Genomic DNA, 21,733 nt, shown 5'->3' with positions numbered 1-21,733 from the left:
TTCAGTCGACCCGGGCCGCCGTGTCCGTCGTCGTGCTGTCCCCGGCGGCAGTGCCGCCGTCGTGCCGCGCGACCACGGCGCCGCGGCGCGGACGCGAGCGTGACACCGCCACCCCCGCCAGACACAGGGCGCCGCCCGCCAGCGTGAACAGGCCCGGGATCTCGTCCAGGAACAGCCAGGACATCAGGACGACCAGCGCCGGGACCGCGTACGTCGTCGCACCCATCCGGCCCGCCGTCGTACGGGCCAGCGCGTAGGCCCAGGTCGTGAACGCCAGCGCGGTCGGGAACACGCCCAGATAGACCATGTTGAGCGTGGCCGACAGCGGGGCGCTCGCGGCCTCGTGGAGCAGTTGTCCGGCGAACGGCAGACAGGCGACCGCGCCGACCAGACAGCCGAAGGTGGTCACCTGGAGCGCGCTCGCCTTCGCCAGCGCGGGCTTCTGCGCCACCACCCCGCCCGCGTAGGCCACCGCCGCCAGCAGACACAGCAACACGCCCAGCACCGAGGCATGGCCCTCGCCGGACATCGACAGCCCCACGGCCACCGCACCCGCGAACGACACCGCCATGCCCGCCACCAGCCGGGGCGGAAGCGTCTCGCCCAGCAGCCGGGCGCCGAGCAGGGCGATGAGGATCGGGCCTATGTTCACGACCATCGCGGCGGTGCCCGCGTCGACCTCCTGCTCGCCCCAGTTGAGCACCACCATGTAGACGCCGAACCAGAGCAGCCCCGACACCGCGATCCCGGGCCAGGCGGCGCGCGGCGGAAGACCCTCACGCCGTACGAGCCAGACCGCGCCGAGGACGAGCGCGCCCGCGAGCAGCCGGCCGAGGGCCAGCGCCCCCGGCGAGTAGGCGGCGCCGGCGCTGCGGATCGAGACGAAGGCCGAGGCCCAGAGCACGACCGTCACACCCGCCGCGGCCACGGGCAGCCAGGTCGGAGGGGCGGGGCGGACGGAGATTGTCGAGTGCGTCATACGGTGAAGGTACGCGGACAACAGTTCGGCTCTCACCGCAATATCGCGGGCTCGATGCCCAGCCTCTCGTACAGCTCCCGCTCCCCGTCCTCGGTCACCTTCACCGCACGCTCGGAGCCGATCCGTACGCACCATCCGGCGCCCAGCGCGTGGCGGCACAGCGCCGCGCCCGCCACCCCGGCCAGACGCGGCTTGAGCTCCTGGTGCGTGCCATCTCTCCGGGATGCGTCAGGGACGGTTCGGCGGGGGCCGAAGCGTGGTGCCCGGGGGAGCGGAAGCCGACGCCTCCCCGTATCGCTCGTACTGGAGCGCGAGGCCGTCGAGCAGTGCCCGCAGCCCGGTCTCGAAGGCACCCTCGTCCACCTGCTGCCGCCGTTCGGCCAGCAGATGGGCCTGGCCGAGGTGCGGATAGTCGGCCGGGTCGTACGCCGTCGCGTCGTCGACGAAGCCGCGTGCGAACGAGCCGAGCGCCGAGCCGGTGATGAAGTACCGCATCAGCGCGCCGATATGGGTGGCCTGCGCGGGCGGCCAGCCGGCCCGGACCATCGCGCCGAACACGGCGTCGGCGACCCGGAGCCCGGCCGGTCTGCGGCCGGGGCCGACGGCGAGGACCGGGACGAGGTGCGGGTGGTCGGCGAGCGCCGCGCGGTAGGAGACGGCCCAGTCGTGCAGCGCGGTACGCCAGTCGCGGCCGTCGCTCTCCTCGAACATCGACAGATCGACCTGCGCGCTGACCGCGTCGGCGACGGCTTCGAGGATCTCGTCCTTGGTGCGGAAGTGGTTGTAGAGGGAGGGCCCGCTCACCCCCAGCTCGGCCGCGAGCCGCCGGGTGGAGACCGCCTCCAGGCCCTCCGCGTCCACCAGCGCGCCCGCCGTCTCGACGATGCGTTCTCTGCTGAGCAGGGGCTTGCGCGGTCTGGCCATGGCGCACATAGTAGGGCCTGCCGACCATAAACTAGCAGTGCTAATTAACCGGCGGGTCCATAACTGATCAACGGCCGTTCGCTGACAGGAGTGCCGGCCCTCTGAGTACCGGCTGAGTACGGATACGGATGTGGCGCCCGCCACAGCCCCCGATGCTGACCGTTATGACTGAGACTCCCGTCAAGCAGCAGAACACCGCGGCCTTCTACGGTCAGGCCGTCCTCTCCTTCGGCCTCGCGCTGGCGGCCGTGACCATCGGCATCATCAAGCTCGAAGCCAGCGCGTGGGTGCGTGGCTTTCTCGGTATCGCCGTCCTCTATCTGACGACCTCGGCGTTCACGCTGGCCAAGGTGGTCAGGGACCGGCAGGAGGCCGGGCAGATCGTCAGCCGGGTCGACCAGGCCAGACTGGAGAAGATCCTCGCGGAACACGACCCCTTCCAGAAGCTCTGAGCCGCCCGGAGGCTCCGGGCGGCGGGCGTTCGGAAGAGCGGAGGGCCCGAGCGGCGGCGCCGCCGCCGGACAGCGCGTCGGGGACGGGAACAGGATGTTGTCGGTGGCCGCCACTACGGTGCGAGGCGGCGCGCTGTCCGAAAGCGCGGAGCGATCAGGCCCATCGACAGTTCTCGGATGCCCGTGTCGTGGGCTCATGTCCGGTGGTCTCTGTCTGTGCGCGGGTGGCCCTGAGTCGATCTAAGCGCTTGCTCACCCTCGGGGTATGGTGTTCGTCCCGCCCGGTGGGCCGGGCGGGACGGGTGAGCCGGATGGAACGGGCAGAGGTGAGCGATGCGCGCGGCGGAGCGGACAGCGGACGGCGAGAACGCGCCGTGGGGTGAGGTCACCCCGGAGGCGGCCAGAAAACTGCTGGTCGCCGCGGTCGAGGCGTTCGCCGAGCGTGGCTACCACGCCACCACCACCCGCGATATCGCCGGGCGCGCCGGGATGAGTCCGGCGGCGCTCTACATCCATTACAAGACCAAGGAAGAGCTGCTTCACCGGATCAGCCGGATCGGCCACGACAAGGCCCTGGCGCTGCTGACGGCCGCGGCCGACGGCGAGGGCACGGCGGCGCAGCGGCTCGCCGAGGCCGTCCACTCCTTCGTACGCTGGCACGCCGAGGGGCACACCACGGCGCGGGTCGTGCAGTACGAGCTGGACGCGCTCGGCCCCGAGCACCGCGCCGAGATCGTCGAACTGCGGCGGCGCAGCACGGCGGCGGTGCGGCGCATCCTGGTCGACGGGGTGCGGGACGGGGAGTTCGACGTTCCCGACGTACCCGGCACCACGCTCGCGGTGCTGTCGCTCTGTATCGATGTGGCGCGCTGGTTCAACGCGGCGGGGGCCCGGACCCCCGACGAGGTCGGCGAGCTCTACGCCGACCTCGTCCTGCGCATGGTCGCCGCGCAGAAGCAGAACGCGCGGAAGTAGCACGATCAGAACGCGGTCAGAAGTAGTACCGGGAGACCGACTCCGCCACACAGGCCGGCTTCTCGCCGCCCTCGCGCTCGACCGTGACGAGCGTGGTGATCTGCACCCCGCCGCCCGCCTCCGTGACGTCCGTCAGGACGGCCGACGCGCGCAGCCGCGAGCCGACCGGCACGGGGGAGGGGAAACGGACCTTGTTGGTCCCGTAGTTGATGCCCATCTTCACGTTCTCGACCCGCAGGATCTGCGGCACGAACGCGGGCAGCAGCGAGAGCGTCAGATAGCCGTGCGCGATCGTGGTCCCGAACGGCCCCGCCGCGGCCCGCTCCGGGTCCACATGGATCCACTGGTGATCACCGGTGGCCTCGGCGAAGAGGTCGATCCGCTTCTGGTCGATCTCCAGCCACTCGCTGTGCCCCAACTGCTCGCCGACCCCGGCGCGCAGCTCCTCGGCGGAGGTGAAGATCCTCGGCTCGGCCATGTCCCTGTTCCCTGCCTCTCAAGCCCATGAAGCCCGTCAAGAACGTCAAGAACGTCAAGAACGTCAAGAACGTCAAGAACGTCAAGTGCGTCAAGCGAATCCGTCTAAGCGCTTGCTCAGCATGTTGGGCGCACGTGCTCCTGTCAACGCGGACACAGGGTGCACGGCATAGGGTTGGCGGAGTGCCACAGATTCCCGAGAAGATCCACGAGCTGACCGTCGGCCAGCTGTCGGCGCGCAGCGGTGCCGCCGTGTCGGCCCTGCACTTCTACGAGTCCAAAGGGCTCATCAGCAGCCGCAGGACAAGCGGCAATCAGCGCCGTTACGGGCGCGACGCACTGCGCCGCGTGGCCTTCGTCCGCGCCGCCCAGCGCGTCGGTATCCCGCTCGCCACGATCAGGGACGCGCTGGCCGAACTCCCCGAGGAGCGCACCCCCAACCGGGACGACTGGGCCCGGCTCTCGGAGGCATGGCGCGCGGAGCTGGACGAGCGCATCACGCAACTCGGGCGGCTCCGTGATCACTTGACCGACTGCATCGGCTGCGGCTGTCTGTCCCTGGAAACCTGTGTGCTGTCCAACCCGGACGACATCTTCGGTGAGCGCATGACGGGCTCGCGCCTGCTCCCGGAGCGTCGGGCTCCGAAGAGCCCCGAGTGCTCCTGAACACCCGCGCGCGGCCGTCACCCGCGCGCGGCCGTCACCCGACGCGCAGCCGTCACCCAAGCACGACCGTCACCCGCGCCGTGCACAGGACTGAACCGGTCACCGTCACACAGGGCATCAATACCGCGGGGGCGCCATCTCCGGAGACCGCCCCCGCAGACCTCAGGCCACCGACGCCAGATCCTTGAACCGCACCCGCTTCGCCCGGTCCAGTGCCTCGGACGTGAGGACGGGCAACGGTACGACGATGCCGCAGCCCATACAGACCGGTCCCGACCAGGGTTCGCCCGCCAGGTCGGGACGCCAGACGATGTCATGGTCCGCGCAGACGGGGCAGGTCGCCCCCGGGCCCCTCTCCAGCCCGGAGATCAGCCGGCGCAGCACCTCGGCCAGTGACTCGGGCGGATGGACGGCCGGATCGTCGCACCGGGCGACGCCGTTACCGCCCCAGGTCCGCCGGTGCCAGTCGTCGAAGCTCTTGGGGCGCCTCAGTCCGTCGTGCTTCTCGCGCCTGCGTCGTTCCGCGAACTCCCTCTCGTACGCGAGCCAGACGGCCCGCGCCTCCTCCAACTCGTCCAGTGCGGCCATCAGCCGCACCGGATCGGGCGCCCTGTCCTCGGGCTCGATACTGTGCCTCGCGCACAGATGATCCCAGGTCGCCCGGTGCCCATAAGGGGCAAATCGCTCCAGGCACTTGCGCAGTGAGTACCGTCGCAAGGCCAGATCGCATCGCGGGTCGCGCACCTGTCTCGCAAGACTCCGGAATCCGGCCATCGCATGCCACCTCCGTCGCTTCATCGGCGTTGAGGAATGGACGTACGTCTGCCCCATTCGGCTCCATCAAAAATCCGATGGCACCCATGGATTCCGACATTCCGGTTGTTATCGAGCCGAATTCGATGGTGATTCACAGGAACCGGCATGTGGCGGTTCGGAAAAGGTGACTGATGTTCATCTTACCGAGCGGTTATACCGCCGGTAACCTCCGGCGCACCGGCCTCCCCGAGGAGCACCCATGCGACGACGCACCGGAAGACTCGCCAGCGCCACCGCCGCGGCGGTGTTCGCGCTGGGCGCGGCTCTGCTGACCCCACTGCCACAGGCTGCCGCCGAACCCGCGCGGGCACCCGCCCCCGCCGCGGACGCCGCCGCGGCAGGCGCCCCCGCCGCGGTGGCCGACCCCGTCACCGATCACTGCCAGGGCCAGTGCGCCGACATCCTGCCGCCCGGCCAGAACGGCAACGCCACCCTCGCCGATATCCTCGGCAACCGTCTGTTCGGCACCTTCCCCGCCCATGCCTCCGACCAACTCGGCCGGTACGACGCGCTGGTGGCCGGTCATGGCGGACTCACCGACGCGAAGCTCTCCGACTTCTTCAACGACGCCTCCTTCGGGGTGCCCGCGGACCAGGTCGAGTCCGTCACCTCCCCGCGCGACGACGTCACGATCACCCGCGACAAGAAGACCGGCGTCCCGCACATCAAGGGCACCACCCGCTACGGCACCGAGTTCGGCGCCGGTTACGCGGCGGCGCAGGACCGGCTGTGGATGATGGACCTCTTCCGTCATATCGGCCGCGGTGAGCTGACTTCCTTCGCGGGCGGCGCGCTCGCCAACCAGGGCCTTGAGCAGCAGTTCTGGCCCTCGGCCCCGTACACGGAAGCGGAGTACGAGGCCCAGATCGAGCGGATCAGGACCACCGAGGGCGAGCGCGGCGAGCTGGCCATGGCGGACGCGCAGGCGTATGTCGACGGCATCAACGCCTACCGCCAGAAGTCCAAGGACGGCCGCTACTTCCCCGGCGAGTACGTACTCACCGGCAAGATCGACTCGATCACCAACGTCGGCGAGATCCAGCCCTTCAAGCTCACCGACCTGATCTCCATAGCGTCCGTCGTCGGCGGCCAGTTCGGCGGCGGAGGCGGCGGCGAGGTCCAGGCGGCGCTCTCGCTCCTCGCCGCCCAGCAGAAGTACGGCGTCGTCAAGGGCACCGAGGTCTGGGAGGCGTTCCGCCAGCGCGACGACCCCGAGGCCGTGCTCACCGTCCACGACGGCACCCGCTTCCCGTACGCGCGCAAGCCCGCCCAGCCACGCGGCACGGCCCTGCCCGACGCCGGCTCGGTCCAGGCCGAACAGTTGGTGTACGACAGGACCGGCTCGGCCGGTACGAACGCCAAGGCCCCGGTCACAGCCCCGGAGAAACTCAAGCCGCTCCAGGGCCTCTTCGACGACGGAGTCGTCCCGCCGGGCTCGCTCTCCGCCAAGCGCGGGATGTCCAACGCGCTGCTCGTCTCGGGGCAGCACACCGCGAGCGGAAATCCCGTGGCCGTCTTCGGCCCGCAGACCGGCTACTTCGCGCCACAGCTCATGATGCTCCAGGAACTCCAGGGCCCCGGCATCAGCGCCCGCGGCGTCGCCTTCGCCGGAGTCGGCATGTACGTCCAGATGGGCCGCGGCCAGGACTACGCCTGGAGCGCCACCTCGGCGGGCCAGGACATCACCGACACGTACGCCGTCGAGCTGTGCGAACCCAACGGCTCGCCCGCCACCAAGGCGTCCACGCACTACCTCTACCGCTCCGTCTGCACCCCGATGGAGAAGATGGAGCGCAGCAACTCCTGGAAGCCGACCGTCGCCGACTCCACCGCCGCCGGCTCCTACCGGCTCCAGGTCTGGCGTACCAAGTACGGCATGGTCACCCACCGCGCGACCATCGGCGGCAAACCCGTCGCCTACACCTCACTGCGCACCACCTACCGGCACGAAGCCGAGTCGATCATCGGCTTCCAGATGCTCAACGACCCCGCGTACACCAAGGACGCGGCCTCCTTCCAGCAGGCCGCGCACCGCATCGGCTACGCCTTCAACTGGTTCTACGCGGACTCGCGCACGGCCGCCTTCTTCAACAGCGGCTCGAACCCGGTGCGCGCGGCGGGCGTCGATCCGGCGCTGCCCGTCAAGGCCGAGCAGGCGTACGAGTGGCAGGGCTACGACCCGGTGCACAACACCGCCGCGTACACGCCGTTCGCCCAGCATCCGCAGTCGGTCGGACAGGACTACTACATCTCCTGGAACAACCGGCAGGCGAAGGAGTACGACACGGCGGGCTTCGGCTTCGGAGCCGTGCACCGGGGCGATCTGCTGGACGGCCGCGTCAAGAAACTGGTCGCGGACGGCGGGGTCACCCGCGCCTCCCTCACCCGGGCGATGGCCGAGGCGGCCGTGACCGATCTGCGCGGTGAGCAGGTACTGCCCGAACTGCTGAAAGTGCTGCGCTCGGCGCCCGTCACCGATCCGCAGCTCAGCACCGCCGTACAGCAGCTGGAGGCCTGGCGCGCGGCGGGCTCCCCGCGCAAGGAGACGGCGCAGGGCTCGCACACGTACGGGAACGCCGACGCCGTACGGATCATGGACGCGTGGTGGCCCAGGCTGGTGGAGGCCGCGTTCAAGCCGGGCCTCGGCGACGGCCTCTACCAGGCGCTCACCGCGTCGCTCCCGACCGACGAGTCCCCGGCCTCCAGCCATGGCCCGACGGGCGCGCACAGCGGCTCCGCGTTCCAGTACGGCTGGTGGGGATATGTGGACAAGGACCTCCGGCAGGTCCTGGGCGACCCGGTCCAGGCCCCGACACCGGACACGTACTGCGGGGGCGGCTCCCTGAGCGCCTGCCGTGACGTGCTGCTCACCACCCTGAAGGCAGCGGCGGCGGTGCCCGCCAGTGCGGTCTATCCGGGCGACGACAGCTGCGCGGCCGGGGACCAGTGGTGCACGGACACGATCATCCACCGGGCGCTGGGCGGCATCAGCCACCCGAAGGTCAACTGGCAGAACAGGCCGACGTACCAGCAGGTGGTGGAGTTCCCGAGCCACCGTTAGCGGCCGGGTGCTCGCGCGGCGTCCCCCGCGTACGAAGGCGGGGACGCCGCCGTACGCAAGCGGGGGACGCCTCGGCTTCGTACGTCAGCCCAGTTCGCGCTCCCGCGTCTCCGGCAGCGCCCGCACACACAGCAGGGAGACCACGGCCATCCCGCAGACGTACCAGCCCACCGACGTCGAGCCGAAGCCGGACTGGAGGCGCGGCACGACCAGGGGGGAGACCGCGCCGCCCAGAACACCGCCCAGGTTGTACGCGAGCGACGCGCCCGAGTAGCGGACGCGGGCGGGGAACAGCTCCGGCAGATACGCGCCCATCGGACCGGACGTCACACCCAGACAGAACAGCGCGCCCCCGAGGGCCAGCGCCATCAGCACCGGCCGCTCGGTGTCGAGCAGCGGGAACAGCAGCAGGCTCCAGACCGCGGCCAGTCCGCAGCCCGACAGGACCAGTCTCCGTCGGCCGTCCTTGTCGGAGCGGGTGGCGGAGAACCAGATGCCCGCCGCGAGGAAGAGGCAGGCGACCAGGGACAGCGCCAGCATCGTATTGCGCGGAATGCCCAGTGATGTCGTGGCGTACGACAGGCCGTAGGTCATCGATGTGTAGAAGAGCGCGTACACGACCGCCATCGCGCCCGCGCCGAGCAGCAGTTCACGTGTGTGACACCGCAGGAGCTCCATCAGGGGTGCCCTGCTGGTGGCCCGTTCCGCCACGGACCGCGCGAAGACCGGGGTCTCGCTGATCTTCAGCCGTACGACCAGCCCGACGGCGACCAGCAGGAAGGACAGCAGGAACGGAATGCGCCAGCCCCAACTGGCGAAGGCCGCCTCGTCGAGGGACGCGGACACCAGCCAGAAGACACCGGTGGCGGCGGAGAAGCCGACGGGCGGGCCGAGTTGGGGGAACGCCGCGTACAGCCCGCGCCGCCCGCGCGGTGCGTGCTCCACGGCCAGGAGCACCGCGCCGCCCCACTCGCCGCCGATCCCGATGCCCTGGAGGAAGCGGAGCATGACGAGCAGCAGCGGCGCCCAACTGCCCAGGGTGGCGTAGCCGGGCAGCAGTCCCACCAGCGCCGTGGACAGACCCATCAGCAGCAGCGAGATGACCAGGACGGATTTACGGCCGACGCGGTCACCGAAATGGCCGAAGACGATTGAGCCGATCGGGCGAGCCAGAAAGGCCACCGCGTACGTGGAGAAGGACGCGAGCGTGGCGTTGAGGGGGGAGAGGTTGGGGAAGAAGACGTCGTCGAGGACCAGCGCCGCCGCCATGCCGTAGATGAAGAAGTCGTAGAGCTCGATGGTGTTGCCGATGAAGCTCGCCACGGCCACCCGGCGCGGACTCTCCCGGCGTTCCGGAGTGTCCGCGGCGGGCGCCGTGGGAGTGGGGGACAGAGTTTCGTCGATCACGACAGGCACTTTCACGGCCGGTGAACGGCACGGTCAACGGCGCCTGTTGAACACTCTCGGATATCGCTTCGCTACCGATTGTTATCGGCCGCGCGCTCGCCGACGGAACCACGCGGTTACCGGTGGAGCGGTTACCGGTAGAGCAGATACTCCCGCCGTACGTCCCGGAACGCGGCCAGTTGGCTCTGCCACGCGCCGGTCACCTCGTCCGTGTCCGCGCCCGCGTCGATCAGCGCCCGGACCTTCGCCGACCCGGTCAGCTTGTCGATCCAGTTGTCGGAGCGCCAGGCGAACCCGCTCCACGACCGCTTCGCCGTCACCAGCAGCGCGATACCGGTGCGTACCGGATCGAACGACTGCCGGTCGTGGACATGGAGTTGGACCCCGCCGACCGTCCGGCCCTGGAACTTGGAGAAGGTCGGCGCGAAGTACGCCTCGCGGAAGCGCACCCCCGGCAGTTCCAGCGCGTTGACCGCCGCCGCCCACTCGCGGCCGATGCCCTCCGCGCCCAGCAGCTCGAACGGCCGTGTCGTGCCGCGTCCCTCCGACAGATTCGTCCCCTCGAAGAGACAGGTCCCCGCGTACACCAAAGCGGTCTCGGGCGTCGGCATGTTGGGGCTCGGCGGCACCCATGGCAGGCCCGTCGCGTCGAAGAAGTCGCCGCGCCGCCAGCCCGTCATCGTGACGACGTCCAGTTCCACCGGCTTCGACGTCAGGAACTCGCCGTTGAACAGCCGCGCCAGCTCGGTGACGGTCATGCCGTGCGCCTGCGAGATCGGCTGACGCCCCACGAAGGTCGCGAACTCCCGGTGGAGTACCGGCCCGAGAGCCGCCCGCCCGGTCACCGGATTGGGCCGGTCGAGCACCACGAAGCGCTTCCCCGCGAGCGCCGCCGCCTCCATGCAGTCGTACAGCGTCCAGATGTACGTGTAGAAGCGGGCGCCCGCGTCCTGGATGTCGAAGACGACGGTGTCGACCCCGGACGCGGTGAAGATGTCCGCGAGAGGCTGCCCGCTCTTCAGATACGTGTCGTAGACGGGCAGCCCGGTGGCCGGATCGTCGTATCGGCCCTCGGAGCCGCCGGCCTGCGCCGTGCCGCGGAAGCCGTGTTCCGGGCCGAAGACGGCGACCAGCCTCACCCGCGCGTCGGCGTGCATGACATCCACGATGTGGCGTACGTCGGAGGTGATTCCGGTCGGGTTGGTGACCACGCCGACCTTCTCCCCGGCGAGCGGACGGTAGCCGTCGGCGGCCAGCCGGTCGAAGCCGGTACGGACCCGCGTCCCGCCCCCGGGGTGCGCGGCCCCGGTCCCGTCGCCCGGGCGCGCGGCGGCCGGGGCCGGGGCCGCGACCGTCGCGCCTGTCGCACCCGCCGTACCTGTCGCACCCGCCGTACCCGTCGCGCCCACGACACCCATCGCGCCACCCGCGGCCAGCAATCCCCGTCTGGACAGGCTCATTCCGCTACCTCCGCGCATCGGCTCGTCATCTGTCATGGCCACGCACGCTAGCGCGGCGGCCGACCGCGCGGAACGAGGCCGACCGCACGCCGCGCCGCCGCCCCCGTCCGGACGGGGCCCGGTCCTCTTCCCCCATCACATACCGACCGGTTAGTCTGCCGGAGCCGACGGGGTCGTCGGCGAGGAAGGCAAGGAACCGGAACGCCGGAAAGGCAGGTCCCGATGAGTTCGGTGCACGGTGCGGGGGTTGTGGTCACAGGAGCCGGCGGTGGCATCGGGGCCGCGCTGGCCCGCAGATTCGCCGCCGAAGGCGCCCGGGTGGTGGTCAACGACCTCGACGCGCGGAAGGCCGAGGCCGTCGCCGCGGAGATCGACGCCGTCGCGGTCCCGGGCGACGCCTCCCTGATCGTGGACGACGCCCGTGAGGCGCTGGGCGGCACCGTCGACATCTACTGCGCCAACGCCGGGCTCGGCTCGGCCGGTGACGCGCTCTCCGGCGAGGACGTCTGGTCGGCCGCCTGGGACGTCAATGTCATGGCGCACGTACGGGCCAGCAGGGCGCTGCTGCCCGGCTGGCTGGAGCGCGGGAGCGGCAGGTTCGTCTCCACCGTCTCCGCCGCCGGACTGCTCACCATGATCGGCGCGGCCCCGTACAGCGTCACCAAGCACGGCGCGCTGGCCTACGCGGAATGGCTCTCGCTGACCTACCGTCACCGCGGTCTCAAGGTGCACGCCATCTGTCCGCAGGGTGTGCGTACGGACATGCTCGCCGCGACCGGAACCGCCGGCGACCTCGTGCTCACCCCCACCGCCATCGAGCCGCCCGCCGTGGCCGACGCGCTGTTCACGGCGATGGCGGAGGACCGCTTCCTCGTGCTGCCGCATCCCGAGGTGGCGGGCTTCTACCAGGCGCGCGCCGGTGACCCCGACCGCTGGCTCGCCACGATGAACCGCGTCCAGCAGAAGTGGGAGGCGGTCGGAGGCGGCGAGGGCGCGCGGGAATGACCGGACAGGTCCGCGCGCAAGCGGCCCCCGCGCGGCATCGATCCTGCCCGAGCCGCCCGGGACGGCGGGTGGGAAGATCCTCGGGCGGGAACGGCGTTTCCCGGAGTGAAAGGCAGGTGACGGCAGATGGCCAGAACGACGGACGGGGACGGTACCCCCGTTCCCCAGCGACTGCTGGCCGCCGCCACCCGGCTCTTCGCCGAGCGCGGCTACGACCGCACCTCGGTCCAGGAGATCGTCGAGGCGGCGGGCGTCACCAAGGGAGCGCTCTACCACTACTTCGGCTCCAAGGAGGACCTGCTCCAGGAGGTCTACGCCCGCGTCCTGCGCCTCCAGCAGGAACGTCTCGACGCCTACGCGGACGCGGACGAACCGGTGGAGCGACGACTGCGGGCCGCCGCCGCCGACGTCGTCGTGACGACCATCGACAACCTGGACGACGCCGCGATCTTCTTCCGCTCCATGCACCATCTGAGCCCGGAGAAGAACAAGCGGGTACGGGCGGAGCGCCGCCGCTACCACGAGCGGTTCCGCGCGCTGATCGAGGAGGGCCAGCGGAGCGGGGTCTTCTCCACCGCGACGCCGGCGGATCTGGTGGTGGACTACCACTTCGGCTCGGTCCACCATCTCTCGACCTGGTACCGCCCGGACGGTCCGCTCACGCCGCAGCAGGTCGCGGACCATCTCGCGGATCTGCTGCTGCGGGCGCTGCGCCCGTAGGCCGACGGGCCAACGCCCCCCGCACCGGCGGTGGTTGCTCGCCCATACGTACTTGTACGCATTGCGGGGAATCCGCGCCATGGTCACTATGAGTGTCGTTCGGTCTACGGAACGTGAAGTGTTCCGCGTGCCTGACCATTCGTAGCTGACTTAGGGGGATCAATGAACAAGATCCGCGCGTTCATGCTGAGGGCCACGGTCGGTGTCTTCGCCGCCGGCGCGCTCGCGGCCGGAGTGATGACGGCCCCGACCGCCGGGGCGCAGAGTCCTCAGGACGGCGGGCGCCAGGCGTTCGCCGCACAGACGCCGTTCGCCGCGCAGACGCAACGGGCCGGGCTGACACCCGCCCAGGCGGGCGAGCTCCAGGACCGGGTCGACGGCTATCTGGCCGAAGAGCCGGGCAGCAGGCAGGTCTCCGCCAACAGGATCGCGACCGAAGGCGGCGACCTCGTCGTCGCCGCTCCCGGCCAGCGGTACGCCCGCGACCTGGCCGGGGCGGGAGCGAGCGGCCGGGCGCCCGCCGCCTGCGCGTACGGACACCTCTGTCTCTACAGGCCCGGCGACTCACGCGACTACTACCGGTGCGGGACGTACAGCCTGCCCTGGGTCGGGGACGGCACGTTCAACAACAACCAGACCCGCGGCACCACCGCGAGGTTCCTGAACTCCGACCGCAGCGTCCGCTGGACCTCCAGGGCGCCCCAGACCGGCACGGCCACCTGGACGGGGGTCTACTACGTCGTGCCCTGCTGACGGCCTGACGGCCGGTGGCTCCCGTGGCGTGAAGGCCGGACGGAGCGACGGCCCGAAGGCGTGACGGGCCGGAGGGCGCCGCTGAAGTTGCCGTGGCCGCGGCATCTCCACCGGCGGGCACCCCCCTCGGCCCAGGGCTCCCGGGGCGGCGGCTGTGCGCGAGTCCCCGGGAGCCCCCTGATGTGATGCCGATCCACCCTCGACCGATCTACCCATCGAGCGACGGATGCGGCAGTATGAACACGGAGAGTATCGGTATCGGTGCGTACGGCCATCACCGGCCGTCGGGGGTGCGGGGGTGTCGATGGGGTCTGTCCTGTGGCGTGACTACGCCCATATGCTCGGTCTGGCCGTCGCGGTCCTGGAACACCCGGACCCGGAGCCCGCCTGGTCCTCGGTCCTCGCCGAACTGGCCCGGGGCATGCACGCGTCGGCAGTCTCGCTCTCCCAGGCCAGCTACGCGAAGCGGACCGGCCGTGTGGTGGCGTGGAAGTCCGCGCACGCGTTCTCGCAGGACTATCTGGACACGCTGACCGCCCGGCAACTCCGCGCGGACAACCCCCTCGTGGCCCACTACACCTCTGCCCGGGACCACACCCCGCTCTCGGCGAGCCAGATCATGGGCGAGCGCTCCTGGCTGCGCAGCCGCAGCCACCGCCTGGCCCGGGGGACCCTCGGTGCCCATATGCTCGGGATTCCGCTGCCCGCCCCGGCCGGCGTCGCCAGGGGCTTCGTACTGCACCACCCGCAGGACGACTTCACGGCGGAGGAGCTGGCGTACGCCCGCCGCGTTCAGCCGCTGCTGGTCAGCATCGACTCCCACTACAGCGCCCTCGCGCGATGGCGCGCCGCCGCCAGCCGCGCGGGCGCCCCCTCCTGTCCCGCCCCGTCCCGCGTCGCGTCCGTCACGGACCCGGTCGAGCGAGCGGCGGAGGCGGGGCTCACACCGCGTCAGCTCACGGTCCTCACGCTGCTCGCGCAGGCCATGCCCGCCAACGCGATCGCCCGCCGGCTGCATATCTCCCCCCGCACCGTGCACAAACACATCGAGGGCATCTACCGCAGACTGGGCACCTGCGACCGGCTCTCCGCGGTCATGCGCGCCCAGTCGCTCGGCCTGCTCCCACCACCGTCGCCGGACCCCTGAGAGTCCTGAGACCGCGGGCCCGCGGCCGGACTCACTCGTCCAGGTCCTGTCCCGGGCGCCTGGGCGGGCTCAGAGGTACTTCTTCAGTTCCCGCCGCGCCAGTGACCGCTGATGCACCTCGTCGGGACCGTCCGCGAGCCGCAAGGTCCGTGCCGCGGCCCACAGTTCGGCCAGCGGGAAGTCCTGGCTGACCCCGCCCGCGCCATGCAGCTGGACGGCCGAGTCGATGATGCCGACGACCGCGCGCGGGGTGGCGATCTTGATGGCCTGGATCTCCGTGTGGGCGCCCTTGTTGCCGACCGTATCCATCAGCCAGGCCGTCTTCAGTACGAGCAGCCGCAGCTGTTCGACCGTCACCCGGGCGTCCGCGATCCAGTTCTGGACGACGCCCTGCTGGGCGATCGGCTTTCCGAACGCCGTGCGCGACACGGCCCTGCGGCACATCAGCTCGATCGCCCGCTCGGCCATCCCGATCAGCCGCATGCAGTGGTGGATCCGGCCGGGACCGAGCCGTGCCTGCGCGATCGCGAAACCGCCGCCCTCCTCGCCGACGAGATACGAGGCGGGCACCCGGACGTTGTCGAACACCACCTCGGCATGGCCGCCGTGGGAGTGGTCCTCGTAGCCGTACACCCGCATGGCGCGGCGGACTTCGAGCCCCGGCGCGTCGCGCGGGACCAGGATCATCGACTGCTGGCGGCGGATGTCCTCGCCGTCCGGGTCGGTCTTGCCCATCACGATGAAGATCGCGCAGTCCGGGTTCATCGCCCCGGAGATGTACCACTTGCGGCCGTTGATGACGTAGTCGTCGCCGTCCCGCCGGATCCACGTCTGGATGTTCGTCGCGTCCGAGGACGCCACGTCGGGTTCGGTCATGGCGAACGCGGACCGGATCTCGCCCGCGAGCAGCGGCTCCAGCCACCGCTTCTTCTGCCCGGCGGCGCCGAACTGGGCGAGCACTTCCATGTTCCCGGTGTCGGGCGCGGCGCAGTTCAGCGCGGTGGGGGCCAGTTGCGGGGAGCGTCCGGTGATCTCGGCGAGCGGCGCGTACTGGAGATTGGTCAGCCCGGCGCCGTACTCCGTATCGGGCAGGAACAGGTTCCACAGGCCCTGGGCGCGCGCCTCGGCCTTGAGCTCTTCGACGACCGCCGGGGTGCCCCAGGGATCGGCCAGCAGGGCCCGCTGTTCGTGCGCCACCGTCTCGGCCGGCAGGACGTACGCGTCCATGAAGGCGAGCAGCCTGGCCCGCAGCTCTTCCGTGCGGGCGTCGAATGCGAAGTCCATGAGGGGTACTCAGCCTTCCTGGAGGGTGGTGAGGCCGTGCTGGATGAAGACGGGCACGAGAGCGCCGATCCGGTCGAAGCCGGGCCCCACGGTCCGGCCCAGGGTGTAGCGGTAGTGGATGCCCTCCAGGATCACGGCGAGCTTGAACCAGGCGAACGCCGTGTACCAGGAGATCGCCGAGGTGTCCCGGCCCGAGCCCGCGGCGTACCGCTCGATCAGCTCGCCGGGCGCGGGGTGGCCCGCGGCCCCGGCCGTCGTACTGATCGGGGACCCCGTCAGCTCCAGGCGCGCGCTGTACATCACCAGTAGCCCCAGGTCGGTGAGCGGATCGCCGAGCGTGGACATCTCCCAGTCCAGTACGGCCTTGATCCGGTCGTCCTCACCGATCAGGACATTGTCGAGCCGGTAGTCGCCGTGGATCACGGTGGGCGCGGGGGAGCCGGGCAGCGACCGGCCGAGGGCCGCGTGCAGTTCGTCGATACCGGGCAGCTCGCGGTCGCGGGAGGCGTCGAGCTGCTTGCCCCAGCGGCGCAGCTGCCGGCCGAGGAACCCGTCGGGGCGGCCGAAGTCACCGAGTCCGACCGCCGCGGGATCGACGGCATGCAGCTCGACGAGTGTGTCGACCAGCGCCAGGACGGCGGCGCGGGTGCGCTCGGGGCCGAGCGGGGCGAGCTGTTCGGCCGTACGGTACGGCGTGCCCGCCACGTACTCCATGACGTAGAAGGGCGCGCCGAGCACGGACTCGCCCTCGCAGAGCAGCAGCGGCTCGGGCACCGGCACGGCCGTCGGATGCAGCGCCTCGATCACCCGGTACTCGCGCCTCATGTCGTGCGCGGTGGCCAGCACATGGCCGAGCGGGGGTCTGCGGACCACCCAGCGGTGGGCGGGATCGGCGGAATCGGTGACGGTGTACGTCAGATTCGACCGGCCGCCCTCGATCAGCCGTGCGTCGAGCGGTCCGCTCACCAGGCCGGGAAGCGCGCGGTCGAGATGGCCGCGCAGCTGCTCGGGATCGAGTCCTGGCGGGGGGACTGGGCTCATCGTGCGTACCTCCGTGGGCGGTCGTGACCGATACTGATGACTCATGATGCCGACCAGTCGGTATGTCGTCCAGTGCGGCGGGGTCCTGGACCGGCCGGAGCCGGGGCCCCGGACAGGCTGGGCGTGACAGCCCGGACCGGTCAGGCTCGGCAGGCCCGGACCGGTCAGGCGTGGCAGGCCGGGATCGCGCCGCCGTTCATCGCGGCCATGTCGGTGACCACGGTGACCATGTCCAGCGGCGAGCCCTCGGGCAGCCCGTCCAGCTCGGCGTACGCCCGGTGCAGATTGGCCACCAGCCGCTCGCTCTCCCGCAGCGCGGCGAACGTCCCGAGATCGGCCGTGCGCGCCGTCTCCAGCGGGGTGAGGCCCTTGGCGTGGCCCTCCAGGGCCAGCTCGGACACGTACCGCAGATACTCCTCCGTCGCGTCGAACACCGACGGGTCGGTGACCGGACCGTGCCCCGGTACGACGACGCCCGCGTCGAGCGAGCGCAGCAGATCCAGCGCCCGCAGGGATCCGCGCAGCGAGCCCGCCAGGATGAACGGTGTACCGCCCTGGAAGACCAGATCGCCGGTGAAGACGATGCCGTGCTCCGGCAGGTGCACGATCGAGTCGCCCCGGGTGTGCGCCACGCCCGGGTGGATCACCCGCGCCTCGGTCCCGCCCACGTGGAGGGTCAGCCGGTCGTGGTACGTCACGGCCGGGAGAGTGATCGGGATGTCGCCGAAGTCCGTCTCCGGCCAGATCAGCCGGAGTTCATGGCCGGCGGCCGACTGCTCGTCGCGACAGGTGTCATGGCCGACGACGGTGGCCTCGGGCACGAACTGAGCGTTGCCGTAGGTGTGATCGCCGTGGAAGTGCGTATTGACGAGGGTTCGGGGAAGCGGGGCGCCGGTCGTCCGGATCGCTTCCCGCAGCAGCAGCGCGCGGTGCTCGGTGGCGGCGGTGTCGATGAGAAGCGTCGTCTCGCCGTCGCTGACGAACCCGGCGTTGTTGAGGCACCAGCCGCCGTCCGGCTGGACGTAGGCATGCACCTCGGGTGCCAGTCGGACGAGATACGGATCGGTGGCAGGCATCGGACCCCTTGGTTCACGGGTGAACGGACGGGGCGATCTTGCCAGTTGACGACATCCCCGGGAGCGCCGCCGTAGCGTTGTGCCCGTTTGATGCCTCCCGGCACTGCCGTCAGGCCAGCATCGCCACCGCGAACAGGGCCAGCAGGATCGTGCAGCCCGTCGTGGCGATGGCCGCGCGCACCGGCAGCGGACCCGGCGCGACCGCGTCCAGCGCCAGCGTGCGGCGGTGCGCCACGCCCAGAAAGGCCAGCCAGACCAGGGCGCTGAGCGCGGCGCCGGCCAGTCCGGCCGCCGTGGCGCCGCCATGGATCGCCTGCCGGGCCGCGAGCACGGCGACCACCGTGCAGGAGAGCGTCGTACGCCGCCAGGCCAGCCGGGTCCGCTCGGGCTGGAGCCCCGGATCCCTGACCGGGGCCCCGTCTCCGCTTCTGCTTCCGCTTCCGCTTCCGTCTCCGTCTCCGTCTCCGTCTGCGCCCCCGTCCCTCCTGCCCGCGTCCCCGGGCGGCGCGGCCATCAGCCGGCCCGTCCCAGTACCACGATGACCAGCATCGCGACGGCGACCAGCCCCACCGCCAGACTCAGCAGCGTCGGAAACGCGGAGACGGGCAGATCCTCCTTGCGCCGCATCGCACGCTCGCACCGCACCCAGTGATTGACCGCGCGCAGCGCGCACAGCGCGCCCGCCGCGAGCAGCGCCACCGCGAGCCCGACCCGCACGCCCCAGCGCAGGTCCGGCAGGAACTGATCGACCGCGAACCCGCCGCCCACCAGCGCGAGCGCCGTACGGATCCAGGCGAGGAAGGTGCGTTCGTTGGCGAGCGAGAAACGGTAGTCGGGGGTTTCGCCCTCCTCGGCGACACGCCTGGGCGTGAACCACAGCCGCAGGCCGCGCAGAAAGTCGTTCACGTGCCGCACCCTACGCGCGGAGCGCGCGGAGCCGCTCGTACGCCGCGAGGCCGTCCGGTGCCCACTCCCAGCCGTCCGGACCGCGACCGACCCGGCGCTCCAGCTCCGGCTCCGGGAGGAAGTCGTACCAGGCGACCTCCTCCGCCTGTGGCCGCACGGGCAGCGTGCAGCGCACCTCGTACACCCGCGACCACCAGCTCCCGGCCCCGGCCCCGTCAGCGGACTCGTGCAGGAACGTGAACAGCGGTACGGGCCGGGGCAGCCCCGACACCCCCAGCTCCTCCTCGGCCTCCCGCAGCGCCGCGTCGTCGTAGCTCTCGCCCGCGCCGACGACACCGCCCACGAACATGTCGTACAGCGAGGGGAAGACCAGCTTCACCGGGGTTCTGCGATGGACGAAGACCCGGTCCTCCGCGTCCCGCGCGAGCACGAAGACCGCGCGATGGCGCAGTCCCCGCGCGTAGACCTCCCCGCGCGGTGCCCGCCCGACGACACGGTCGTCCTCGTCGACGATGTCCAGGATCTCGTCAGCAGCGCTCATGAACACCATCCAACCAGTTGACGCGTTACTCGCGCGTACGGAAGATCGGACCACCCGGGCCTCACCGATCCCGCACGCGAAGGATGGCAGTCATGGCGTACGACGCTGATGTGATCGTGATCGGGGCGGGCCTCGCGGGCCTGGTCGCCACCGCCGAACTGGTCGACGCGGGCCGCTCCGTCATCGTTCTCGACCAGGAGCCCGAACGGTCGATCGGCGGACAGGCGCACTGGTCCTTCGGCGGTCTGTTCTTCGTGGACTCGCCCGAGCAGCGCCGGCTGCGGATCAAGGACAGCCGGGAGCTGGCCCTTCAGGACTGGCTCGGTACGGCGGGCTTCGACCGCCCCGAGGACGACCACTGGCCGCGCGAATGGGCCGAGGCGTACGTCGATTTCGCGGCCGGCGAGAAGCGGGCCTGGCTGCACGGGCAGGGCATGCGGTTCTTCCCGGTGGTGGGCTGGGCGGAGCGCGGCGGGTACGACGCGACCGGACACGGCAATTCCGTGCCGCGCTTCCACATCACCTGGGGGACCGGGCCCGGGGTGGTCGAGCCGTTCGAACGGCGGGTGCGCGCGGGTGTCGCGAAGGGACTCGTGACGTTCCGCTTCCGGCACCGCGTGACCGCTCTCGCCACCACCGCGGGCGTGGTGGACACCGTGAGCGGCGAGATCCTGGAGCCGAGCGAGGCCGCGCGCGGCACTGCGAGCAGCCGTACGGCCACCGGCGCCTTCGCGTTCAAGGCGCAGGCGGTGATCGTCACTTCGGGCGGCATCGGGGGCAATCACGAGCTGGTACGAGCCCAGTGGCCCGAACGTCTCGGCACCCCGCCGCGGAAGATGCTCTCCGGCGTCCCCGCGCATGTCGACGGACTGATGCTCGGCATCACGGAGGCGGTGGGCGCCCGGCACATCAACCGGGACCGGATGTGGCACTACACCGAGGGCATCGAGAACTGGAACCCGATCTGGGCCAGGCACGGCATCCGTATCCTGCCCGGCCCGTCCTCGCTCTGGCTGGACGCGCGCGGCCGGCGGCTGCCCGTACCGCTCTTCCCCGGCTTCGACACGCTGGGCACGCTGGAGCACATCATGCGCTCCGGCCACGAGTACACCTGGTTCGTCCTCGACCAGCGCATCATCGGCAAGGAGTTCGCGCTCTCCGGGTCCGAGCAGAACCCCGATCTGACCGGGAAGTCGGTCCGCGGGGTGATCGGGCGGGCGCGCGCCGATGTCCCGGGACCGGTGAAGGCGTTCATGGACAACGGCGCCGACTTCGTCGTGGAGAAGGACCTGAGCGCGCTGGTGCGCGGAATGAACGCCCTCACCGGGGACGGGCTGATCGACGAGGACGGGTTGCGCCGCGAGATCACCGCGCGCGACCGTGAGATCGCCAACCCCTTCACCAAGGATCTCCAGGTCATGGCCGTCCGGGGCGCCCGGAAGTATCTGGGCGACAAGCTGATCCGTACGGCCGCCCCGCACCGCCTGCTCGACCCCAAGGCGGGCCCGCTGATCGCCGTACGGCTGAACATCCTGACCCGTAAGTCGCTCGGCGGACTGGAGACCGATCTGTCCTCCCGTGTCCTCACCGCGACCGGCGCGCCGCTGCCCGGCGTCTACGCGGCGGGCGAGGCGGCCGGCTTCGGCGGCGGCGGCGTGCACGGCTACCGGTCCCTGGAGGGCACGTTCCTCGGCGGCTGTATCTTCTCGGGCCGTACGGCGGGCCGGGCGGCGGCGAAGGCCGTCCGGTAGCGGCGCACAGCCGACGGGCCGGGGCGGCCGGTGGGGCGGCCGATACCCGTCCGAGCTGGGCTTCTGCGGCTGAAACCGGGTCACACATGAAGGCGGGCACCAGTCGGGCACCGCTCGGGCCCGGTCGGGCCCGGTCGGGCACGAGCGTCGCACGGGCGCCGCACGGGCCGCAAAAGGGGACCAACGGCGCGGGGCGTCAGGACAGTTGGACCACTTTGCACCAAGACAGCCCTTGACGGAAAGCGTTGCCTACCGGTTGGCTGTGCGCGATCATCGCCCGTTTATGTGCGCT

At 71.0% G+C, this 21,733-nt stretch carries 21 protein-coding genes and 1 pseudogene; 9 read left to right on the top strand and 13 right to left on the bottom strand.

From position 1 onward, the window contains the following. Position 1 precedes the first annotated feature (1 nt). The 3 genes and pseudogenes from ACFRMN_RS29300 to ACFRMN_RS29290 form a co-directional block, all read right to left on the bottom strand. Complete coding sequence (locus ACFRMN_RS29300; RefSeq protein WP_383024852.1) at positions 2 to 979, bottom strand: DMT family transporter; 978 nt, start codon at positions 977 to 979, stop codon at positions 2 to 4. A 32-nt stretch (positions 980 to 1,011) separates the two neighbouring features. Further along, positions 1,012 to 1,179 (bottom strand): annotated as a pseudogene (locus ACFRMN_RS29295) (transcriptional regulator); the annotation flags it as partial. 28 nt (positions 1,180 to 1,207) lie between these two features. Then, positions 1,208 to 1,903 (bottom strand): TetR/AcrR family transcriptional regulator, encoded by a 696-nt coding sequence (locus ACFRMN_RS29290; RefSeq protein ID WP_383024850.1) that lies wholly within the window; start codon positions 1,901 to 1,903, stop codon positions 1,208 to 1,210. Between the two features lie 164 nt (positions 1,904 to 2,067). Between ACFRMN_RS29290 and ACFRMN_RS29285 the strand changes: the two genes are divergently transcribed. Together ACFRMN_RS29285 and ACFRMN_RS29280 are read left to right on the top strand one after the other, a co-directional pair. Next, on the top strand, positions 2,068 to 2,355 hold the full coding sequence (locus tag ACFRMN_RS29285) for a YiaA/YiaB family inner membrane protein (protein ID WP_356518388.1): 288 nt from the start codon (positions 2,068 to 2,070) through the stop codon (positions 2,353 to 2,355). Positions 2,356 to 2,688: 333 nt separating this feature from the next. Next, positions 2,689 to 3,330: a TetR/AcrR family transcriptional regulator gene (locus ACFRMN_RS29280; RefSeq protein ID WP_383024848.1), complete on the top strand. Its 642-nt coding sequence runs from the start codon at positions 2,689 to 2,691 to the stop codon at positions 3,328 to 3,330. 16 nt (positions 3,331 to 3,346) lie between these two features. On the opposite strand, the gene ACFRMN_RS29275 is transcribed toward ACFRMN_RS29280, so the two are convergent. Further along, on the bottom strand, positions 3,347 to 3,808 hold the full coding sequence (locus ACFRMN_RS29275; protein WP_383024846.1) for a MaoC family dehydratase: 462 nt from the start codon (positions 3,806 to 3,808) through the stop codon (positions 3,347 to 3,349). A 182-nt stretch (positions 3,809 to 3,990) separates the two neighbouring features. Between ACFRMN_RS29275 and soxR the strand changes: the two genes are divergently transcribed. Continuing rightward, the gene (soxR, locus tag ACFRMN_RS29270; RefSeq protein ID WP_383024844.1) at positions 3,991 to 4,473 is read left to right on the top strand and encodes a redox-sensitive transcriptional activator SoxR; all 483 of its coding nucleotides are present in this window, start codon (positions 3,991 to 3,993) and stop codon (positions 4,471 to 4,473) included. A 162-nt stretch (positions 4,474 to 4,635) separates the two neighbouring features. On the opposite strand, the gene ACFRMN_RS29265 is transcribed toward soxR, so the two are convergent. Next, entirely contained in the window at positions 4,636 to 5,247 is a 612-nt protein-coding gene (locus ACFRMN_RS29265) for a hypothetical protein (RefSeq protein WP_383024842.1), read from the bottom strand. Positions 5,248 to 5,488: 241 nt separating this feature from the next. On the opposite strand from ACFRMN_RS29265, the gene ACFRMN_RS29260 reads away from it, so the two are divergent. Continuing rightward, complete coding sequence (locus ACFRMN_RS29260) at positions 5,489 to 8,350, top strand: penicillin acylase family protein (RefSeq protein WP_383024840.1); 2,862 nt, start codon at positions 5,489 to 5,491, stop codon at positions 8,348 to 8,350. 84 nt (positions 8,351 to 8,434) lie between these two features. Here the strand turns inward: ACFRMN_RS29260 and ACFRMN_RS29255 are convergent, their stop codons facing one another. Beyond that, complete coding sequence (locus ACFRMN_RS29255; RefSeq protein WP_383024975.1) at positions 8,435 to 9,754, bottom strand: MFS transporter; 1,320 nt, start codon at positions 9,752 to 9,754, stop codon at positions 8,435 to 8,437. Between the two features lie 134 nt (positions 9,755 to 9,888). Then, the gene (locus ACFRMN_RS29250) at positions 9,889 to 11,217 is read right to left on the bottom strand and encodes an exo-beta-N-acetylmuramidase NamZ domain-containing protein (RefSeq protein WP_383024838.1); all 1,329 of its coding nucleotides are present in this window, start codon (positions 11,215 to 11,217) and stop codon (positions 9,889 to 9,891) included. A gap of 222 nt (positions 11,218 to 11,439) precedes the next feature. Here ACFRMN_RS29250 and ACFRMN_RS29245 point away from each other — a divergent pair, with 222 nt between their 5' ends. From ACFRMN_RS29245 to ACFRMN_RS29230, 4 genes are all read left to right on the top strand, one after another. After that, positions 11,440 to 12,222 (top strand): SDR family oxidoreductase, encoded by a 783-nt coding sequence (locus ACFRMN_RS29245; RefSeq protein WP_383024836.1) that lies wholly within the window; start codon positions 11,440 to 11,442, stop codon positions 12,220 to 12,222. A gap of 126 nt (positions 12,223 to 12,348) precedes the next feature. Next, the gene (locus tag ACFRMN_RS29240; protein WP_383024835.1) at positions 12,349 to 12,942 is read left to right on the top strand and encodes a TetR/AcrR family transcriptional regulator; all 594 of its coding nucleotides are present in this window, start codon (positions 12,349 to 12,351) and stop codon (positions 12,940 to 12,942) included. Positions 12,943 to 13,104: 162 nt separating this feature from the next. Beyond that, a complete protein-coding gene (locus tag ACFRMN_RS29235; protein ID WP_383024833.1) occupies positions 13,105 to 13,695 on the top strand; it encodes a hypothetical protein in 591 nt (196 codons plus the stop codon). A gap of 304 nt (positions 13,696 to 13,999) precedes the next feature. Further along, on the top strand, positions 14,000 to 14,842 hold the full coding sequence (locus ACFRMN_RS29230; protein WP_383024831.1) for a response regulator transcription factor: 843 nt from the start codon (positions 14,000 to 14,002) through the stop codon (positions 14,840 to 14,842). A gap of 69 nt (positions 14,843 to 14,911) precedes the next feature. Here the strand turns inward: ACFRMN_RS29230 and ACFRMN_RS29225 are convergent, their stop codons facing one another. The 6 genes from ACFRMN_RS29225 to ACFRMN_RS29200 all read right to left on the bottom strand — a co-directional run bounded on the left by ACFRMN_RS29225 (position 14,912) and on the right by ACFRMN_RS29200 (position 19,690). Then, positions 14,912 to 16,126, bottom strand: coding sequence for an acyl-CoA dehydrogenase family protein (locus ACFRMN_RS29225; protein WP_383024829.1), 1,215 nt, complete (start codon positions 16,124 to 16,126; stop codon positions 14,912 to 14,914). 9 nt (positions 16,127 to 16,135) lie between these two features. Continuing rightward, positions 16,136 to 17,167, bottom strand: coding sequence for a phosphotransferase family protein (locus ACFRMN_RS29220; protein ID WP_383024827.1), 1,032 nt, complete (start codon positions 17,165 to 17,167; stop codon positions 16,136 to 16,138). A 164-nt stretch (positions 17,168 to 17,331) separates the two neighbouring features. After that, on the bottom strand, positions 17,332 to 18,243 hold the full coding sequence (locus ACFRMN_RS29215) for an MBL fold metallo-hydrolase (protein ID WP_383024825.1): 912 nt from the start codon (positions 18,241 to 18,243) through the stop codon (positions 17,332 to 17,334). Positions 18,244 to 18,352: 109 nt separating this feature from the next. After that, positions 18,353 to 18,757 carry a DUF202 domain-containing protein gene (locus ACFRMN_RS29210; RefSeq protein ID WP_383024823.1) on the bottom strand — a complete coding sequence of 135 codons (405 nt, stop codon included), beginning with the start codon at positions 18,755 to 18,757 and terminating at the stop codon, positions 18,353 to 18,355. Beyond that, a complete protein-coding gene (locus ACFRMN_RS29205) occupies positions 18,757 to 19,149 on the bottom strand; it encodes a YidH family protein (RefSeq protein ID WP_383024821.1) in 393 nt (130 codons plus the stop codon). The genes ACFRMN_RS29210 and ACFRMN_RS29205 overlap by 1 nt, the downstream gene beginning before the upstream one ends. Before the next feature lie 10 nt (positions 19,150 to 19,159). Then, positions 19,160 to 19,690, bottom strand: a complete 531-nt coding sequence (locus tag ACFRMN_RS29200) for an NUDIX hydrolase (protein WP_383024819.1) — start codon at positions 19,688 to 19,690, stop codon at positions 19,160 to 19,162. A gap of 92 nt (positions 19,691 to 19,782) precedes the next feature. Here ACFRMN_RS29200 and ACFRMN_RS29195 point away from each other — a divergent pair, with 92 nt between their 5' ends. After that, positions 19,783 to 21,441, top strand: a complete 1,659-nt coding sequence (locus tag ACFRMN_RS29195; RefSeq protein ID WP_383024817.1) for an FAD-binding dehydrogenase — start codon at positions 19,783 to 19,785, stop codon at positions 21,439 to 21,441. Positions 21,442 to 21,733 lie beyond the last annotated feature (292 nt).

It is taken from the genome of Streptomyces sp. NPDC056835, from assembly GCF_042789485.1.
Taxonomy (GTDB): domain Bacteria; phylum Actinomycetota; class Actinomycetes; order Streptomycetales; family Streptomycetaceae; genus Streptomyces.
Note: the sequence above shows the minus strand (reverse complement) of the source record. Positions and strands in the feature narration are given on the sequence as shown.

Bases quoted from the DNA above. Each gene is read 5' to 3' on its own strand.
- ACFRMN_RS29285 (WP_356518388.1), top strand. From the start codon at position 2,068: ATGACTGAGACTCCCGTCAAGCAGCAGAACACCGCGGCCTTCTACGGT.
- ACFRMN_RS29300 (WP_383024852.1), bottom strand. From the start codon at position 979: ATGACGCACTCGACAATCTCCGTCCGCCCCGCCCCTCCGACCTGGCTG.
- ACFRMN_RS29260 (WP_383024840.1), top strand. From the start codon at position 5,489: ATGCGACGACGCACCGGAAGACTCGCCAGCGCCACCGCCGCGGCGGTG.
- ACFRMN_RS29250 (WP_383024838.1), bottom strand. From the start codon at position 11,217: ATGAGCCTGTCCAGACGGGGATTGCTGGCCGCGGGTGGCGCGATGGGT.
- ACFRMN_RS29235 (WP_383024833.1), top strand. From the start codon at position 13,105: ATGAACAAGATCCGCGCGTTCATGCTGAGGGCCACGGTCGGTGTCTTC.
- ACFRMN_RS29290 (WP_383024850.1), bottom strand. From the start codon at position 1,903: ATGGCCAGACCGCGCAAGCCCCTGCTCAGCAGAGAACGCATCGTCGAG.
- ACFRMN_RS29200 (WP_383024819.1), bottom strand. From the start codon at position 19,690: ATGAGCGCTGCTGACGAGATCCTGGACATCGTCGACGAGGACGACCGT.
- ACFRMN_RS29195 (WP_383024817.1), top strand. From the start codon at position 19,783: ATGGCGTACGACGCTGATGTGATCGTGATCGGGGCGGGCCTCGCGGGC.
- ACFRMN_RS29280 (WP_383024848.1), top strand. From the start codon at position 2,689: ATGCGCGCGGCGGAGCGGACAGCGGACGGCGAGAACGCGCCGTGGGGT.
- ACFRMN_RS29265 (WP_383024842.1), bottom strand. From the start codon at position 5,247: ATGGCCGGATTCCGGAGTCTTGCGAGACAGGTGCGCGACCCGCGATGC.
- ACFRMN_RS29240 (WP_383024835.1), top strand. From the start codon at position 12,349: ATGGCCAGAACGACGGACGGGGACGGTACCCCCGTTCCCCAGCGACTG.
- ACFRMN_RS29225 (WP_383024829.1), bottom strand. From the start codon at position 16,126: ATGGACTTCGCATTCGACGCCCGCACGGAAGAGCTGCGGGCCAGGCTG.
- ACFRMN_RS29215 (WP_383024825.1), bottom strand. From the start codon at position 18,243: ATGCCTGCCACCGATCCGTATCTCGTCCGACTGGCACCCGAGGTGCAT.
- ACFRMN_RS29230 (WP_383024831.1), top strand. From the start codon at position 14,000: ATGGGGTCTGTCCTGTGGCGTGACTACGCCCATATGCTCGGTCTGGCC.
- ACFRMN_RS29245 (WP_383024836.1), top strand. From the start codon at position 11,440: ATGAGTTCGGTGCACGGTGCGGGGGTTGTGGTCACAGGAGCCGGCGGT.
- ACFRMN_RS29275 (WP_383024846.1), bottom strand. From the start codon at position 3,808: ATGGCCGAGCCGAGGATCTTCACCTCCGCCGAGGAGCTGCGCGCCGGG.
- ACFRMN_RS29210 (WP_383024823.1), bottom strand. From the start codon at position 18,757: ATGGCCGCGCCGCCCGGGGACGCGGGCAGGAGGGACGGGGGCGCAGAC.
- ACFRMN_RS29220 (WP_383024827.1), bottom strand. From the start codon at position 17,167: ATGAGCCCAGTCCCCCCGCCAGGACTCGATCCCGAGCAGCTGCGCGGC.